We start from the raw sequence: 16,605 nt of genomic DNA, 5'->3' as shown, positions 1-16,605 counted from the left end.
CGTGGATGAGGCAAGCGCAAGACCGCAGCTTCGCATGACCGATCTTCGGACGGTGCCGGCCATCGTCGTGATGGGCGTTGCCGGTTGCGGCAAGACGGCCGTCGGCGAAGCGCTTGCCGGGGCTCTTGGCGCCGACTTCATCGAAGGCGACCGGCTGCATCCGCCGGAGAATGTGGCGCGCATGGCGCGCGGCGAGCCGCTGACGGATGCGCTGCGCGAGGGCTGGCTCGACGCCATCGGCGCGCGCATCGCGAGTTCCGTTGCCGAAGGGCGGAATGCGGTGGCGGCGTGCTCGGCGCTGAAGCGGACGTATCGCGACAGGCTGAGCCGCTTTTGTCCGGAGGTCGTCTTCCTTTACCTCAAGATCGATCGCGAGACCGCCTGGCGACGGGTCGCCAATCGCAAGGGCCATTTCATGCCCGCAAGCCTGGTCGACAGCCAGTTCGCCACGCTGGAAGAGCCTGCCGCGGACGAGCGGGCGGTGACGGCCGACGGAACGCGAAGTGTTGGCGATATCTTGAAAGAGATTGCTGGTTAGAACAGTTCGGGGGATTCAGGCGCCGTCATTGCCGATTGCGGCCTCGGTTGGCCGCTCGGTCAGCCGCGTGGCGCTCGACCAGGCCATCATCTGCTCCGGACAGAGTTTGAGCGTTTCCAGCATATGGTCGCGCTTCGACAGGATGTATCCCGCCTGGACCGCAAGGTTCTTCGCCGCTGTGGTGTCCCCCGCCGGCAATGCGGGCGCTTGCGTGCCTGCGCTCAGCTCGCTGACGATAGCCCGGTACTGGCGGAAAGGGATCGTCTCGATCGTCGCCATATGAAACAGCGCAGCACCCGCGCGTGCGGCGAAGTTTGCCGGCGCCGAGGCGAGGTGGGTCCAGCCACGTTCGCCCATGGCGGCCTCGGCGAAGGCGGAGCCGGCATAGATGGTGTTGGTCATCAGCACCACGCCATTTGCTTTCAGGACCTTCTGGATGCGCGTGGTGACCTGATATGCGTCGGTGCGCTCAAAGACGATCCGGCTTTTCAGGAAACGGTTCTCGACCTCGACCAATGGCGGATTGATGACGCGCAAGCCGAATTCGCTTGGCGAAAGACCGTGGTACCGCGCGCTTACCTGATGGGCATCGACGCCGGCCTCATGCAAGGCGCGCTTGCCCATGATCGTCTGCGCCGTGAACTGGTCGCACCATATGATGACGCCGCGCCCGTTGTGCAGGGCTTGGTGGAGAGCCTCGAGGCCTTCGAGGCGGATCGCCGGCGACCAGCGCCAGTCGGCGACGAGATGCGCAGCAAGCGTCAGCCGCCGGCGGTGAACGGCGGCAAGCTGCGCTTCGAATATTCTTCGCGTGTCGACAGTGTCGCCGAGCACCGCCTTCACCGCGATGTCGTAGCGGGCGAACTCCTTGCGGAAATGGCGCTTGCGCCGGAGCCCCGACACCCAGCCGCAGATGGGTTCCCACCAGGAGACCGGCAGAACAGCCGCGACGCCGAGATAGAAGCAGGACAGCAGGCTCTCGCGCAGGTCCCGATTAGCGAAGCGTCGCAGTTTTCCGGGGCGGATTACCTTGCGGCTGAAGAAGCGAACGGTTTCATTGCGCTCCGGCACCGGCACATCGGCGATGATCTCGGTGCGATAGATGTCGTTCGACGTTGGCTGCCGGCTGGCCCTGCGGGAATTGCCAAGCCAAGGCAGCCTCATGCGTCAGAGCCCCGTTCCACTTTTTAGATGGAGAATGATCTTGTCCGAAAACCGGTACCCACTTTTCCGGATCGTGCTCTGCCGCTTTACTGCGTCGAAAGCAGACAAGCAACCAAGGGGCCTCTGTCGAGGGCGAGCCGTTTCAGATCTGCGAAGTGAGCTCTGCCGGGAAATCGTCGTTGTCGGCGTCGCGCATGGCAGCGAGGCTGCGGTTGTCCAGCACCTCGGCGATTGCCTGGCGCACTTCCAGCATCATGTGGCGGACCTGGCATGTCGCCTCGTCGCAGTCCTCGCAACGCTGATATTGCGTGCGGCTGGCGCAAGGGATTGGCGCCAGCGGTCCGTCGAGCACGCGCACGACATGGCCGATCTTGATCTCGGAAGCGGGCCGGGCGAGGCGATAACCGCCTTCCTTGCCCTTGCGGCTCTGGACGAAGCCGGCATTGCGCAGCTCGCCCAGGATCGCATCCAGGAATTTCTTCGGGATGTTGTTGGCGACCGCAATGTCGTTGACGAATGCAAGCTGGCCAGCCGGCAGGCTGGCAAGATGCACAAGGGCCTTGAGGCCGTATTTGCCTTTTTTGGTCAGCATGCCCGATTCAATTCATCAAACCCCAATCGCCCTGCATCTGGCGGTTGTTTGTGTGCAAATCATGACAGTTTGACCGTCGAACGCCCTCTGGCCAACAATTTGCCGGTGCAGCTTAGGCACAAACGCGTTGATTCTTCGTAACGTTTTTTCACGTTGGGGCCGGGATTTCCTCTGCGAACTCATGCGACCCAGCTTACAAGAAGAAAGCCGGCAAAGCCGGCCTCCTTGCGCTTCCTGATTGTGGAGCCCTTTCAGCGGGTGCCATAGGCCTGATCGAGCAGTCCGCCTGCGGCGAAATGCTCTTTCTGAACCTTGTCCCAACCACCGAATACCTCCTCCACCGTCAGCAGGCGAACGTCCGGGAAGTCGGCCTTGTGCTTGGCGGCGACCGTCGCATCGCGAGCCCGCAAGCCGTTCTCGGCGGCAATCTCCTGGCCATCCGGCGTGTAGAGGAAGTCGAGATAGGACTTGGCGAGATCGCGGCTGCCATGATCGTCGGCGACCTTGTCGACGATCGCCACCGGGAACTCGGCCAGCAGGCTGACCGAAGGGGTGACCTGCTCGAACTTGTCGTCGCCATATTCCTTGCGGATGCCGCGCGTCTCGGACTCGAAGGTGATCAGCACGTCGCCGATCTCACGCTGGACGAAGGTGGTGGTGGCGGCGCGGCCGCCGGTGTCGAAGATCGGAACGTTGTTGAAGAGCTTGGTGATGAACTCCTTCACCTTGGCATCGTCACCCTTGAAGGCCTCCTTGGCGTAAGCGGTGGCGGCGAGATAGGTGTAGCGCGCATTGCCCGATGTCTTCGGGTTCGGGAAGATCACCTGCACGTCGTCACGCACCAGGTCGTTCCAGTCCTTAATGTGTTTCGGGTTGCCGGCACGCACCAGGAAGGACGGCAGGGAATAGAAGGGCGACGCGTTGTCCGGAAAATCCTTTTGCCAATCGGCCGAGACGAGGCCCTTCTTGACCAGGAAGTCGACGTCGGTGACCTGGTTGAAGGTGACGACATCGGCGGCAAGACCTTCGGCGATGGCGCGCGCCTGCGCCGAGGTGCCGGCATGCGACTGATCGATGGTGACGCCGGGATGCTTGGCGACGAAGGCCTTGTTGATGTCGACGAACAACTCGCGGCCGACGTCATAGGATGCATTCAAGAGTTTGTCGGCCGACCAGGCTTGGGAGGATGCGAGGACGAGACCGGCAACAGCCGCGATGCCGAGCAATAGACGCTTCATGAAAACAGGCTCCTTGGAAATGAATGAAGCTATAGCGAGACCATAGTCGGGAATGCCTGAAGCGACGAGGCACGCGCTCCGACAGGCCGGGAAGGGTCTAGAAAATATCTCGCCGAAACAGCTCTTTGCTAGGATTTTCTTCCAAGCTGACTCTTGAACAGCGCCAGACTGGGGCACTGGAGCAGGAGCAGGGCCAAAGGTAGCTCAGGCGGTGGGGAAAAGCTTCCAGCGCCGCGGCCTGAAGGCGACGCGGCTCTTCTGCGCGGCGGGATGGTCGACCGGAAGCTCGATCTCGACGCGCTGGCGCTCGCCGCCGATCTCCAGTTCGACGCGCCTTGTGCCTGCGACGCGGCGGCTGGCGGCGACCGTGCCGGCTATGCAGCCGCTGCCGCCGTCGAGCAGATCGACATCATGTGGGCGGAAGTAGAGGATTGCATCGCCGGAGGGCGCATGCGGCGCCTCAAGGCCGATCGGCCGGTCGGCGATCCAGACCTCGCCGTTCTCGACCTTGACCGGCAGCGAGCTGGATTCGCCGATGAAGGAGTAGACGAAGGGCGAGTTCGGCGTGTCATAGATGTCGTCGGCGGTGCCGACCTGCTCGATGCGTCCCTGGCTCATGACGACAACGCGGTCGGCGAGTTCCAGCGCCTCTTCCTGGTCGTGCGTGACGAAGACGGTGGTGTGGCCGGTGCGGTCGTGGATCTCGCGCAGCCAGCGGCGCAGCTCGCGGCGAACCTGCGCGTCGAGCGCGCCGAAGGGTTCGTCGAGCAGAAGCACCTTGGGCTCGATCGCCATGGCGCGCGCCAGAGCCACGCGCTGGCGTTGGCCGCCGGAAAGCTGCGCCGGATAGCGCTTTTCCAGGCCCGACAACTGGACGAGGTCGAGCAGTTCCAGCGCCCGGCGCCGGATTTCCTGGCCCGAGGGCCTTGCGGCGCCGTGCCGGACCTTCAGGCCGAAGCCGATATTGTCGGCAACCGTCATGTGACGGAACAGCGCGTAATGCTGGAAGACGAAGCCGACGTTGCGTTCCTGGATCGACTTCTGCGAAGCGTCTTCCTCGCCGAAGAAGATCGCCCCCTTGGTCGGCCGCTCCAGCCCGGCGATCAGGCGCAGCAGCGTCGTCTTGCCGGAGCCCGATGGGCCCAGCAGCGCGATGAGCTCGCCGGACTTGATGTCGAGCGACACGTCGTGGAGCGCCGGAAACCGCTCAAACTCCTTGCGCACGTTGGCGACGCGAACTTCCATAGAATGACCTCTGTTAGTTGATGCATGTCATTATCCCAAAACCGCTACACACTTTTGGGTGACATGCATCTAGTGTCCGCGTGTCGCGGCGATCTCGGCGCCGTAGCGCATCTCGAGAAGTGTTTTCAAGACCAGCGTCACCAGAGCCAGGCCGGCGAGCAGTGAAGCGACCGCAAAGGCGCCGACGGCGTTGTACTCATTGTACAGGATCTCGACATGCAGCGGCATGGTGTTGGTGAGGCCGCGTATGTGGCCGGACACCACGGAGACAGCGCCGAACTCGCCCATGGCGCGGGCATTGCAGAGCAGCACGCCGTAGAGCAGCCCCCATTTGATGTTCGGCAGCGTCACATACCAGAAGGCTTGCCAGCCGTTGGCGCCGAGCGAAAGAGCAGCCTCCTCGTCGCCATTGCCTTGTTCCTGCATCAGCGGGATCAGCTCGCGGGCGACGAAGGGGAAGGTGACGAAGACGGTGGCCAGAACGATGCCCGGCACGGCGAACAGGATCTGGATGCCATGCGCCTTCAGCCATTCGCCGAGCAAACCTTGAGCGCCGAACAAAAGCACATAGACCAGGCCGGAAATGACCGGCGAGACCGAGAAGGGCAGGTCGATCAGCGTGGTCAGGAACGCTTTGCCCTTGAACTCGAACTTGGCGATGGCCCAGGCGGCCGAAAGGCCGAAGACGAGATTGAGCGGCACCGAGATCGCCGCCACCAGCAATGTCAGCCGGATGGCGGAGCGCGTGTCGGCATCGCTGAGCGATAGGAAATAGGCGCCGACGCCCTTGGCGAAAGCCTCCTTGAACACGATGATCAGCGGCAACAGCAGGAAGATGCCGAGAAAGACCAGCGTGACGGTCGTCAGCGTGATGCGGACGGGACGGCTTTCCGTGACCGCGGCCGACTGGCTCTCGTGGTGCGGTTCATAGGACTTGATCTCGGGATCAGCCATAGCGCTTGCGGCTCCATGTCTGCACGAGGTTGATGAGGAGCAGCATGGCGAAGGACAGCGCCAGCATGATCGCGGCGATCGCGGTCGCGGCCGGATAATTGTACTCCTCCAGCCGGATGACGATCAGAAGCGGCGCGATCTCGGATTTGTAGGGCAGGTTGCCGGCGATGAAGATGACCGAGCCGTATTCGCCGACACCGCGCGCGAACGCGAGCGAGAAGCCGGTGATGACGGCTGGCGCCAGCGCCGGAAATAGGACGCGGGTAATGATCTGGAAGCGGCTGGCGCCGAGCGTGGCGGCGGCCTCCTCGACCTCCTTGTCGAGCTCTTCCATGATCGGCTGTACAGTGCGCACGACGAAGGGCAGGCCGATGAAGACCAGCGCCACGATGATGCCGAGCGGGGTGTAGGCGACCTTGAGGCCGAGCGGCATCAGCAATTTGCCGAGCCAGCCGGTCGGTGCATAGAGCGTGGTCAGCGCGATACCGGCGACCGCGGTGGGCAGCGCGAAGGGCAGGTCGACCATGGCGTCGACGACGCGGCGGCCGGGGAAACGGTAGCGGACCAGCACCCAGGCCACGAGCGTGCCGAACACGACATTGACGGCGGCCGCGATGAAGGCCGTGCCGAAGCTGATTTCGAGCGCCTTGAGGGTGCGCCGGTCGGTGGCCAAGGCCCAGAAATCGGTCCAGCCGAGCGCGGCCGAACGCCAGATCAGCCCCGAGAGCGGGATGAGGATGATGAGCGTGAGGTAGGCAAGCGAGAAGCCGAGCGTCAGTCCGAAACCCGGAATGACACTCGGCTGTCTGAATCGCCACCCCGCGTGAGCGGGTGCTGTGGTCATGCTGTTCTGGATCGTCCCTTCTTACTCAACCAGATTGCAGTCGCCAGTTTTCGAGGCCCGGCCTCTCACTGCGCCGGCTTGTAGATCTGGTCGAATATACCACCCTCCCCGAAATGGTAAGGCTGCGCCTTCTTCCAGCCGCCGAATTGCGGGTCGTCGATGGTGACGAGCTTGATAGCAGGCAGTTTGGCGAGGTCCTCGGCCGGAACCAGTTCGGGCTTGGACGGACGATAGTGGTTCTTGGCGATGATGGTCTGGCCTTCCTTCGAATAGAGCCAGGAAAGATAGGCCTCGGCCACCTTGCGCGTGCCTTTGGCGTCGACATTGGCGTCGACGACGGCGACGGGCGGCTCGGCCAGGATCGAGGTCGGCGGGTAGACGATGTCGAAATTGTCGGCGCCGAATTCGTCGAGCGCCAGATAGGCGTCGTTCTCCCAGCCGATCAGGACGTCGCCCAGGCCCTTCTGAGCAAAGGTGACGGTCGAACCGCGCGCGCCGCTGTCGAGCACCGGGGCGTTGGCATAGAGCTTGGCGACGAATTCCTTGGTCTTGGCCTCGTCGTTGCCGTCATGCGCGTTGGCGTAGGCCCAGGCCGCCAGGTAGTTCCAGCGCGCGCCGCCGGAGGTCTTCGGGTTCGGCGTGATCACCTGGACGCCGTCCTTGACCAGATCGCTCCAGTCGTGGATGCCCTTGGGGTTGCCCTTGCGCACCAGGAAGATGATGGTCGAGGTGTAAGGTGCTGAATTGTTTTCGAATTTCTTGCGCCAGTCGGGATTGATCTTCTTCGACTTCGAGACGATGGCGTTGATGTCGCCTTCGAGCGCCAGCGTCACCACATCGGCGTTGAGGCCGTCGATCACCGCACGGGCCTGGGCGCCCGACCCGCCATGCGACTGCTGGATGGTGACCGTCTCGCCGGTCTCGGCTTTCCAGTGCGCCGCGAAGGCCTCGTCATAGGCCTTGTAAAGCTCACGTGTCGGATCGTAGGACACGTTCAAAATGGTCGTATCGGCAAACGCGAAACCGAGCGTGCCGAACTGGACAGATGTGGCGACCAGCGCGCCGAGCAGTTTCCTGAAATGAGGTTTGGTCATTCCCGCCTCCGTTGAACTGCTGCGAACTCTAGCGAGTTTATAGAATTTAGATGCATTGAATGTTGCCTTTTTCGCCTCCTAGAAGCAATTTTTCGCCGTATGTCCGTCGCTCGAAGAAATATCTTCCTCAAGCCGGCGACACCATGAATCCTTGCCAGCCCGCCTAATTAGAACCGGCGACGGTTTGGGCAAGGCTGGATGGTTCCCGGTTAAGGCGCTGTGACCGGAAAATCGAAGCGCTGTTTTGGAAAAGGCTCTTTGGCGAGGGTGAAGTGCCACCATTCGCGCGCGTAGTTGCGGAAGCCAGCGGCGTGCATGGCGGCAAGCAGCATCTTGCGGTTCGCCGCCGCTTCGGCGGGGAGCGGGCGGTGCGCCGTCTCGCTCATCGGATCGAAGCAGTCGAAACCGGTGCCGAAGTCGAGCGTGTCGCCGTCAGGCGCGCCGCAGGCCGGGTGAACCGCGCTGGTGGCGTCGGCGATAGCGAGGTCGAGGGTCGAGCCGCGCGAATGGCTGGACAGCTCGCCGATATAGCCCTTGGCGATAAGATCGCCACGCCGGACGGTCGGATACCACTGCGGATCCGGCGGGCCCGCTTCTCGCGTCCATCGGACCATATCGGCGACGGCTCGTGCGGGCCGGTAGCAGTCGAAGACGACCAGCGTCAGGCCTCTGGCGGCCACGACTTTCTGGACGCTGGACAGCGCCTTCGCCGCTTGCGTGGTCAGTACGCAGACGGGCGCGTCATAGCCGTCGACCTTGCGGCGCAGGAAGTTTTCGCGGCCGGCGTAGCGGATGTCCTGGCGGATGGTCGGATCGACATCGGCCAGCCTGACGAAGCCGGGGGGCAGAGGATCGGCAAGGGCTGGGGTGGGAGTTGCGGATAGGAGGGCTAGGGCTGCGGCCAGAGCAACTCCTAATGGAAAGGTATGGCGCGAGGCCCCCCTCTCTGCCCTGCCGGGCATCTCCCCCTCACGGGGGAAAGGCAGTTTGGGCGCCGCGCTCGTGCTTCCTGCGTTGAAGACTAGCGAAAGCGCCGAAGCGAATAATCTCCCCCCTTGAGCGGGAGATGGCCGGCGGGCCAGAGAGGGGGGCCTCGCACCGGACATCAGTGGAGAAGCTCCGCGCGCCCATCCCTCGAGAAACGCAATCCCCAGATCGCCTGCCGGTGTTCTACTCAACGAAAACCTTCACGCTGGCAGCGCGGCCGGCGGCGTCGATTACCGTCAGCGTCGAATAGCCGGTGCCGTCGGGCTGCCAGGTCGCGGTGCGGCGGCGGTCGATGCCGGCGAGCGGCCTGCCGTTGGCGAGCCAGCGGAACGGCGCGCGGCCGCCCTGCAGCTTCAGCACCAGCGGCGTTGCGTCGGCTGAGTTGGTGCCGAGGTCTACGCGGGCGCCATTGGGCGGGAAGATGATGGTCGGCGCCGGCTCGGCGGCGGTGGCCTGCACCAGGCCGTCGGCGCCGGCGCCGAAGCGGGCGAACGTCACCGGCAATTCTTCGCGCTTGGGATTGAAGACACCCGGCGGCCGGCCGGGCAGCGGCACGCTGGCGAGGCCGGAACGGACGAAGCCTTCGAACAGGATGGGTGCGGCGGAGACATAGCCCGACAGGCCGGGGACGGGGCTGGCATCGGCGCGGCCGACCCACACGCCCAGCACGTAGCGGCCGTCGAAGCCGATGGACCAGGCATCGCGATAGCCATAGGAGGTGCCGGTCTTGTAGGCGATGCCGCGCTGCATGGCGCCTTCCGGCGGCTTCACGCCGGACAGGATGTCGTTGATCTGCCAGGCCGCCTGGTCGTCGAGGATGGTGGCGGTGGCGCGCTCGGCATTGGCGGGCTCGGTGCCGTCATGCAGCGTGTGCATCTTGCCGCCATTGGCGAGCCCCGTATAGAGCTGCACCAGGTCGCGCAACGTCACGCCGACGCCGCCCAGTCCGATCGCCAGGCCCGGCGCCTCGTTGACGGGCAGGATCGGGTTGACGCCGGCCTGGCGGAAGCGTGCCGTCAGCCGCGCCGGGCCGACGGCGTCGAGCACCCGGATCGCCGGCACGTTGAGCGACAATTGCAGCGCCTGGCGGATAGAGACGTCGCCCTGGTAGCCCATGTCGAAATTCTTCGGCCGGTAGCCTCCGAAATCGGCCGGGCTGTCCTCGATGATCGTCTCCTGCGCCACCAGCCCCTGCTCGAAGGCCAAGCCGTAGATGAAAGGCTTCAGCGTCGAGCCGGGTGAGCGCACCACCCTGGTCATGTCGATCCAGCCGGAGCGGCTGGCGTCGGAGAAATCGGCCGAACCGACCTCGCCGAGGATGTCGCCGGTGCGCGCATCGGCCATCACCATGGCGATGGAAAGTTTCGGGCCAAGCTTCCTGGCGGCATCCCTTGCGACCTGCTCCAGCCCTTGCTGCACACTCCAGCGGATGGTGAGTTGCAGCGGCCTGCCGGGCACGGCCTTGGGCAGCATGGCGTAGGAGGCGTGCGCGGCCAGCGCCGGCAGTTTTCTGCGCAGGCCGGAGACGTCGTCTAGCGCCGCGCGCTGCGCTTCGCGTTCGCCGAGCAGGCCGGCCGAGACCATGCGGGTCAGCACGCGGTCGCGCGCGGCGTGCGCGATGCCGAGATTGCGGTCGGGCCGGCGCTTTTCCGGCAATTGCGGCAGCGCGACGAGGAGGGCGGCTTCCGAGACTGTGAGGCGCTTCGGCTCCTTGCCGAAATAGGCGAGCGAGGCGGCGCGCACGCCCTCGAGATTGCCGCCATAGGGCGCCAGCGTCAGATAGCGTTCGAGGATTTCCTGCTTGGAAAGCCGCCGCTCGATCTGGATGGCGCGCAGCATCTGCTTGAGCTTGGAGCCGAGGCTGCGGCTGTCGCGCGGCTCGATCAGCCGGGCGAGCTGCATCGACAAGGTCGAGCCGCCGGAGACGATATGGCCGCTGGTGAAGAGCTGGCCGGCGGCGCGGCACAGCGCCAGAAGGTCGACGCCGCGGTGGTCCCAGAAACGTTTGTCTTCATAGGTGACCAGCATGTCGACGAATTGCTTGTCGACCTGGTCGAGCCGGGTCTCGAGCCGCCAGTAGCCGTCGGGCGTGGCGAAGGCGCGCAGCAGTTGGCCGTCGCGGTCCTGGACTTCGGTGGAGACCGTCAGCTTTGCCGGCAGCGGCGGCGGGAAGACGCGGTCGAGTTCCCAGAGCGCGGCGAGGGAAAGTGCCGCGAGGCCGGCAAGCGAGATGCCTGCGATCGCGGTGCGTCTGAGAAATTTCCTGGAGAGCATGGCGCTGCCCCTCATCCGCCTGCCGGCACCTTCTCCCCGTATAGGGACGGGGAGAAGGATAGACCGGCGACCTCGCTATTCCGCCTTCACCTCCATCACGCCGGTGGCGGTGCGGGCCGAATATTGCGGCCGGTACATGTCCTCCACCGTCGCCGCCGGATGGGCGTAGGTGCCGGGTGTCACGGCGCGCACGACATAGGCCAGCGTGATGTTGCGGTCGCCGTCGCCTTCATTGGGATTGAAGGCGGCGACGAAGCGGTCGTCGCGGAACTCCAGATGCGCGGCGTCGGTCTGCGCCAGCCAGGAGAAGTTGGACAATTGCGCGCTGGAAACCAGGCTCGGATTGTCGATCTCGAAGCCGGCGGGCAACAGATCGGTGATCAGCAGCCGCGACGGCCACTTGTTCTGCTCGTAGATCTTGAGCACGACCACATAGCGCTCATTCTGCCTGGCTTCGGTGACGTTGGCCTCGGTGCCGTCGAGCTTGTAGTAGGTGCGATCGATGGTGAAGCCGTCGCCGCCGGCGGGCAGTGGATCGACCGGCGCGGCGACCGCGGTCACCACCGCCTGCAGCGACGTCGCGCCGGTGTTGGCGATGGTAAGCGGGCTGTCGACCAGGTCACCGCCGGCGACCTGGTCGGAATAGCCGCCCGAATGCGGCGCGCCATTGACGGAAAGCGTGATGGAATCATTGCCTTCCTTCAGCGCCCGCGCGGCAAGCAGCATCCAGGATTCGTCCTGCGTGCTCGTCCAGCGGGCATCGGCGCGCGCCACGCCGACCAGCTTGATCAGTTGCGGCATGATGCTGGGCACCGGCTTCGATTCCGCCGCCAGCGCCAGTATCGCCGCGCCGTCACGCAGCCGCGAGCCATAGTCGGAGCGGTACCAGTCGTAGTCGGTTTCAGACTGCGCCAGCCGGAGCGCCGTCTGGAAGGTCGATTCCGAACGCTGCGTGTCGCCGTAGAGCGCCAGGCTCGCCGCCAGTTGCGCGACCGCCATCGGGCTGGAGAAAGCTTCGAGCTGCGTGTCGGCGTAGTAGCGCAGGTCGCCTATCGAGGCCTTCTTGTTGCGGGCAAGCACATAGAGCGCGTAAGCGATATCGCTGCCCTTGTCCTGGACGTCCTGGTCGTAGCCTAGCGAGTTCTGCAGATTGTTCAGCGCCTGGTTCATCGCCAGCGCCGGCACATCGTACTTTTCCTCGCGCGCGCGGGTCAGGAACTCGCTGACATAGGCATCGAGCCACAGATCGCCGGAGCCCGGCCCCCAGAGGCCGAAGCTGCCGCTCGACGACTGATAGGAGAGCACCTTGTAGATGGCGTCCTGGATGCGTTGATGCAGGTCAGGGTCGCTCTCCATGCCGATGCTCTTGGCCATGTCGTTGACATAGAGCAGCGGCATGGCGCGGCTGGTGGTCTGCTCGGCGCAGCCATAAGGGTAGCGATCAAGGCTCATCAGCAGCGACGGCACGTCGAGCGCGGACGACTGCGAGACGCCGACGCTGACCGAAGCGCCGTCGAGCACGCTGGCGGCAAGCAGCTCCTTGTCGACCCGCAGCGAGCCGCCATGCGGCTTCAGGTCGACAACCATGCGGTTGGTGACCGGAAGCTGCGCCGGCCGCACCGGCAGATAGAGCGTCTGCTCGACCTGGGTGCCGTCGGCATGGGCGAGCTTGACGGTGACCGAAGCGTCGCCCGCGGTCTTGGCGACCAGCGGGAAGGTGAGCGACTGGCGCTTGCCCTGGGCGAGCGTCAGTTTTTCCGGCAACGGCTTGTCGCCGGTCGAAAGGTCGCCGGTGGTGGTGACGGACAGCGCGTAGTCGCCGGCCGGGCCATCGGTGTCGGCTATGTCGAGGCGCATGGTCGCCGCATCGCCCGGCGCCAGGAAGCGCGGCAGGCCGGCGGTGATCACCACCGGATCGCGCACGATGACGTCGGTCTGGGCATGGCCGACGGCCTCCTTGGTCCAGGCGACCGCCATGACGCGCACGGTGCCGTTGAATTGCGGGATGTCGAAGTCGATCCGCGCCTTGCCGTTGGCGTCGAGCTCGACCGGGCCGGAGAAGAAGGCGACCAGCTTTTCGGTCGGCGGGCTGCCTTGCGCCTGCATGTTGGCGCCGTCGCCACCGGTGCGTATCTTGCCCATCGTGCCGAGCGAGCCGTCGATCAGGCGGCCATAGAGATCGCGGATCTCCAGCCCCAGCATGCGTTGGCCGAAGAACCAGTCCTCCGGATCGGGCGCCTTGTAGTTGGTGAGGTTGAGGATGCCGACGTCGACGGCAGCCACCATCACATAGGCGTTTGTGCCCGGCTGAGCGCCGTTCACCGCGACCGGGATTGACAGCTGCTGGCGCGGCAGGGTCTTTTCCGGCGGCGTCAGCGAGACTGCGAGCTTCTTCGAACCCGGGTCGACCGACAGCCACTGGATGCCGATGGCGCGGGCCGGCATGCGCGATTCCTGCGCGTCGCCGGGCCGGAACAAGGTCGCCGTGACATAGGCACCGGCGCCCCAGTTTTCGCCGACCGGAATGTCGACAGTGCTGCCGCCGGCCGGCACCGAAGCGGTGACGGTCTTCAACAGCTTCTCGGCGCCGATCGTGACCAGAAGTTCGCCGGCAAAATGCGGCGAGATCTTCAGCTTGGCGACTTCGCCGGTGGCGTAGCTGTCCTTGTCGAGGGCGATCTCCAGCCCATCGGGTGTCTCGGTGGTGGTCGAGGCGACGTACCAGCCGGCGTCGAATTCATAGCTGGTCGCCGGACCATCCGGGTCAGCCGTCTCGACCTCGAGACGGTAGCGGCCCCAGTCGACGGGCAGCGACACGGTCGCCTCGCCATCGGCCTTCAGATCGACCGAGCCATTGGCGACGGCCTTGGTGAGGTTGACCGCCTCGTAGTTCCAGGAATTGTTGGAACGGTACCACTGATAGTTCCGCTCGACCTTGACCAGCGACCACTGGGCGCCTTTCAGGTCCTCGCGCTCGCCGTTCGGATCGACGGCGATGATGCTGAATTTGGCCGTTCCGCCTTGCGGCACCTCATCGCCTTCGAAATCCGGGCGAATGCCGATGACATCGCGCTGCGGCCGAACGCCGATATCGAGCGAGCGCTCGACGGCGCGGCCGCCGGCTTCGCGCATGCGCACCGTGACCTTGGCGTTGATCAGCTTGGTGGTCGACGGCAACTGGTCGATGGTGATCGGGAAGGTCGCCTTGCCGTCGTCGCCAACGATCGGAAGATTGGCGAGGGGCGTCACGGTCGGCTCGCTCGACTGCTCGTCGGCGAGGCCGAAGGTGAAGTCCTTGAAGCTGTCCCAACTGCTCGTGGTCGACAGCGTCATCTCGCCTTCCAGCGCCAGGCCCGCGGCCGGCGCGCCATAGAGGAAGCGGCCGTCGACGGTGGCGTTGGCGGTCTCGCCCTGGGCGATCTCCCTCTTGTCGGCGGTCAGGTCGAATTCGATGCGATCCGGCACGAAGTCCTCGACCAGGAACATCTGGCTGGCGACCGGCGACTGCTTGGGATCGGTGTAGATCGACACCGTCCAGGTGCCGCGCATGGCGTTGGCTTCGAGCGGCAGGTCGACGGCATGGCCGCCGGCGGACTCGCCATTGCTGACGATGCGGCGGTTCTCGACGCCGTCCGGACGGGTGAAGATGAAGGTCAGCGGCAGGTTCTCGACCGCTTTTGCCGCGCCGTCGCGGGCAAGCGCCGCGACATGGACGTCCTCGCCGGCGCGGTAGATGCCGCGCTCCGTCCAGGCATAGACGTCGAGCGCGCCGGGCGAGGCGCGCCCTTCGACGCCGCGATCCGACAGGTCGAAGCCGGCTTTGCCCATGTCGAGGAAGACAAAGTCATTGTCGCCCTGCTTGGCCATCAGCACGGCCGGCACCATGCCGTTTTCGCCGCGGGTCAGCCCCGGATTGAAGACGGCGTGGCCCTCGGCGTCAGTGGTCGCGGTGCCGAGGATTTCGTTGTTCCTGGCGAGCAATGTCAGTTCGGCGCCGGAAATCGGCTTGGCCGAGCCCAGCGAACGGGCAAAGACGTTGAGCCCGTCCTGGCCGGTATAGGTGGAAAGGCCGATGTCGGAGACCACGAACCACTGCGTGGCGCGCGAACCGTAATCGTCGCTCTTGTCGTCGACCGGCTGCGCGGTCAGCACATAGACGCCGGGCTTGCGCTGCGGGATCGCCTCATCAACCGGGAAAGAGGTGGTCACCTCCTTGTTGAGATCGTTGGTGATGTCGAGCGTGCCGGACCAGACGGGCTCGCCCATCTGGTCGGAAATGGTGGAAATATCGTAGCCGTCGAGCTGATGCAGGAACTGATAACCGGACAAAAGCTGCGCCAGCGAACGATCACCGATGCGATAGAGCGTCATCTTGGCGGCGTTCATGTTGACGGTGACGACCGGAATGCCGCGGCGGGCGCCGGCCGGCAGCACGAAACTGTCGCCGGTGAAGCGGGCTGACGGGGCGCGGTCCTGAACGTAGATCGACAGCACGACAGGCGCCGCGATCGTTTCACCGATTGCCGCCGGCAAGCCGGCGCGGAAAGTCACGTCATAATGCTGGCCGTGTTCCAGGCCCTCGACGCAGATCTGCTTGTCCTTGGCCTCGACGGCCTTGGGCGCGGCATTGTCGACGGTCACGAATTGCGCATAGTCGACGCCGGTCTTGACCAGTTCTTCGGAGAACTGGGCGCAGATGAGCGGCGAAGAGGAATCGGCGTCGACGGTGTGCTCGACGACGCGGAAACCCTTGCGTGCCTTGAGGTCGGCATAGTCGGCCTGGACGGCCGGCGAGCTCACCAGCGCAAGGCTCGCCTCATAGGCCTGAAGCGACGGCCGGTAGAGATCGCGCTTGTCGAGGCCGGCGCCAAGCAGCGCCAGCGCCTCGGCGCGGGTCTTTGCCGTGCGCACCAGCTTGTAGGCGTTGAAGGCCGCCGACGTGGCGTTCATCGGGAAAGTCGAGGGTTCGGTGGTGTTCGACGCCGGCTCCACGGCGAGTATCTCGCGAGCCAGCGCCAGCCAGAGCGCGCCGTCATCGGGCAGAACGGAGATCGCGGCCTCGTATTTCTGCGTGGCAAGGCGATGGTCGCCGGTGAGCGAGGCCTGCTCGGCGGCGGCCTGCAAGGCAGCAAGGCCCTCGGTCGGCTTGTCATAGGCCGGATCGGTCAGCTTGTTGCGGAACTGCTGGGCCTGGTCGGCCATCCAGTTCGGGAAAAAGGGCAGAGCCGGCGGAGCGCCGATATCGGGGTCGCCATCGACATTCGCGACCTTGCCGGCAACGGCACCGGTGAAGGATTTCAACTGGTTATAGTCGGATTTGAGAAAGCACCACTTTGCCTTGGTGTTGTAGGTGAAGGCGCGGCAGGCGGTATCGCCAAGGCATGTGGTCTTGCACTGGTCGAGGCTGACATTCTGCTCCGATCTCAGGTCGAAGCCGAAATAGTCGGAATTGTCGGTCGTCACGATTCGCCGGGCTTCGGCCGCAAGCGCCGCCCCGCCCAGGGCGAAAAAGATGAGAAGAAGGAAAGAGACACCACGAGCCGCGCGCATTGCCATACCACCCTCCAGACATCGCCAGCGTCCGGGCATGATCAAGCTTCGTGCAGGCTTGTCAACGCCGGAACGCCGCGGGTTTTTCACCCGCCAACGGTTTCCATGCCGGCCAAAGGCCGGTA

The 16,605-nt window shown here is 64.8% G+C and carries 11 protein-coding genes; 1 reads left to right on the top strand and 10 read right to left on the bottom strand.

Annotated elements, in window-relative coordinates; translation table 11 throughout:
• Positions 1–34 precede the first annotated feature (34 nt).
• Positions 35–538, top strand: coding sequence for a gluconokinase (locus EJ068_RS04535; RefSeq protein WP_127253678.1), 504 nt, complete (start codon positions 35–37; stop codon positions 536–538).
• A gap of 15 nt (positions 539–553) precedes the next feature.
• Here the strand turns inward: EJ068_RS04535 and EJ068_RS04530 are convergent, their stop codons facing one another.
• The 10 genes from EJ068_RS04530 to EJ068_RS04485 form a co-directional block, all read right to left on the bottom strand.
• A complete protein-coding gene (locus EJ068_RS04530) occupies positions 554–1,702 on the bottom strand; it encodes a hypothetical protein (RefSeq protein ID WP_127253677.1) in 1,149 nt (382 codons plus the stop codon).
• A 142-nt stretch (positions 1,703–1,844) separates the two neighbouring features.
• The gene (locus tag EJ068_RS04525) at positions 1,845–2,294 is read right to left on the bottom strand and encodes an Rrf2 family transcriptional regulator (RefSeq protein ID WP_040970141.1); all 450 of its coding nucleotides are present in this window, start codon (positions 2,292–2,294) and stop codon (positions 1,845–1,847) included.
• A gap of 251 nt (positions 2,295–2,545) precedes the next feature.
• Positions 2,546–3,532: a sulfate ABC transporter substrate-binding protein gene (locus EJ068_RS04520; RefSeq protein WP_127253676.1), complete on the bottom strand. Its 987-nt coding sequence runs from the start codon at positions 3,530–3,532 to the stop codon at positions 2,546–2,548.
• A gap of 204 nt (positions 3,533–3,736) precedes the next feature.
• Complete coding sequence (locus EJ068_RS04515) at positions 3,737–4,777, bottom strand: sulfate/molybdate ABC transporter ATP-binding protein (protein ID WP_127253675.1); 1,041 nt, start codon at positions 4,775–4,777, stop codon at positions 3,737–3,739.
• A 69-nt stretch (positions 4,778–4,846) separates the two neighbouring features.
• A complete protein-coding gene (cysW, locus tag EJ068_RS04510; RefSeq protein ID WP_127386051.1) occupies positions 4,847–5,731 on the bottom strand; it encodes a sulfate ABC transporter permease subunit CysW in 885 nt (294 codons plus the stop codon).
• Positions 5,724–6,575, bottom strand: coding sequence for a sulfate ABC transporter permease subunit CysT (cysT, locus tag EJ068_RS04505; RefSeq protein ID WP_127252528.1), 852 nt, complete (start codon positions 6,573–6,575; stop codon positions 5,724–5,726). The genes cysW and cysT overlap by 8 nt, the downstream gene beginning before the upstream one ends.
• A gap of 65 nt (positions 6,576–6,640) precedes the next feature.
• Complete coding sequence (locus EJ068_RS04500) at positions 6,641–7,669, bottom strand: sulfate ABC transporter substrate-binding protein (RefSeq protein ID WP_127252527.1); 1,029 nt, start codon at positions 7,667–7,669, stop codon at positions 6,641–6,643.
• 209 nt (positions 7,670–7,878) lie between these two features.
• Positions 7,879–8,631: a M15 family metallopeptidase gene (locus EJ068_RS04495; RefSeq protein WP_245463335.1), complete on the bottom strand. Its 753-nt coding sequence runs from the start codon at positions 8,629–8,631 to the stop codon at positions 7,879–7,881.
• 208 nt (positions 8,632–8,839) lie between these two features.
• Entirely contained in the window at positions 8,840–10,930 is a 2,091-nt protein-coding gene (gene pbpC, locus EJ068_RS04490) for a penicillin-binding protein 1C (RefSeq protein WP_127252525.1), read from the bottom strand.
• Positions 10,931–11,005: 75 nt separating this feature from the next.
• Positions 11,006–16,486: an alpha-2-macroglobulin family protein gene (locus tag EJ068_RS04485; protein WP_127252524.1), complete on the bottom strand. Its 5,481-nt coding sequence runs from the start codon at positions 16,484–16,486 to the stop codon at positions 11,006–11,008.
• Positions 16,487–16,605 lie beyond the last annotated feature (119 nt).

It is taken from the genome of Mesorhizobium sp. M2A.F.Ca.ET.043.02.1.1 (assembly GCF_003952405.1).
Lineage (GTDB): Bacteria > Pseudomonadota > Alphaproteobacteria > Rhizobiales > Rhizobiaceae > Mesorhizobium.
Note: the sequence above shows the minus strand (reverse complement) of the source record. Positions and strands in the feature narration are given on the sequence as shown.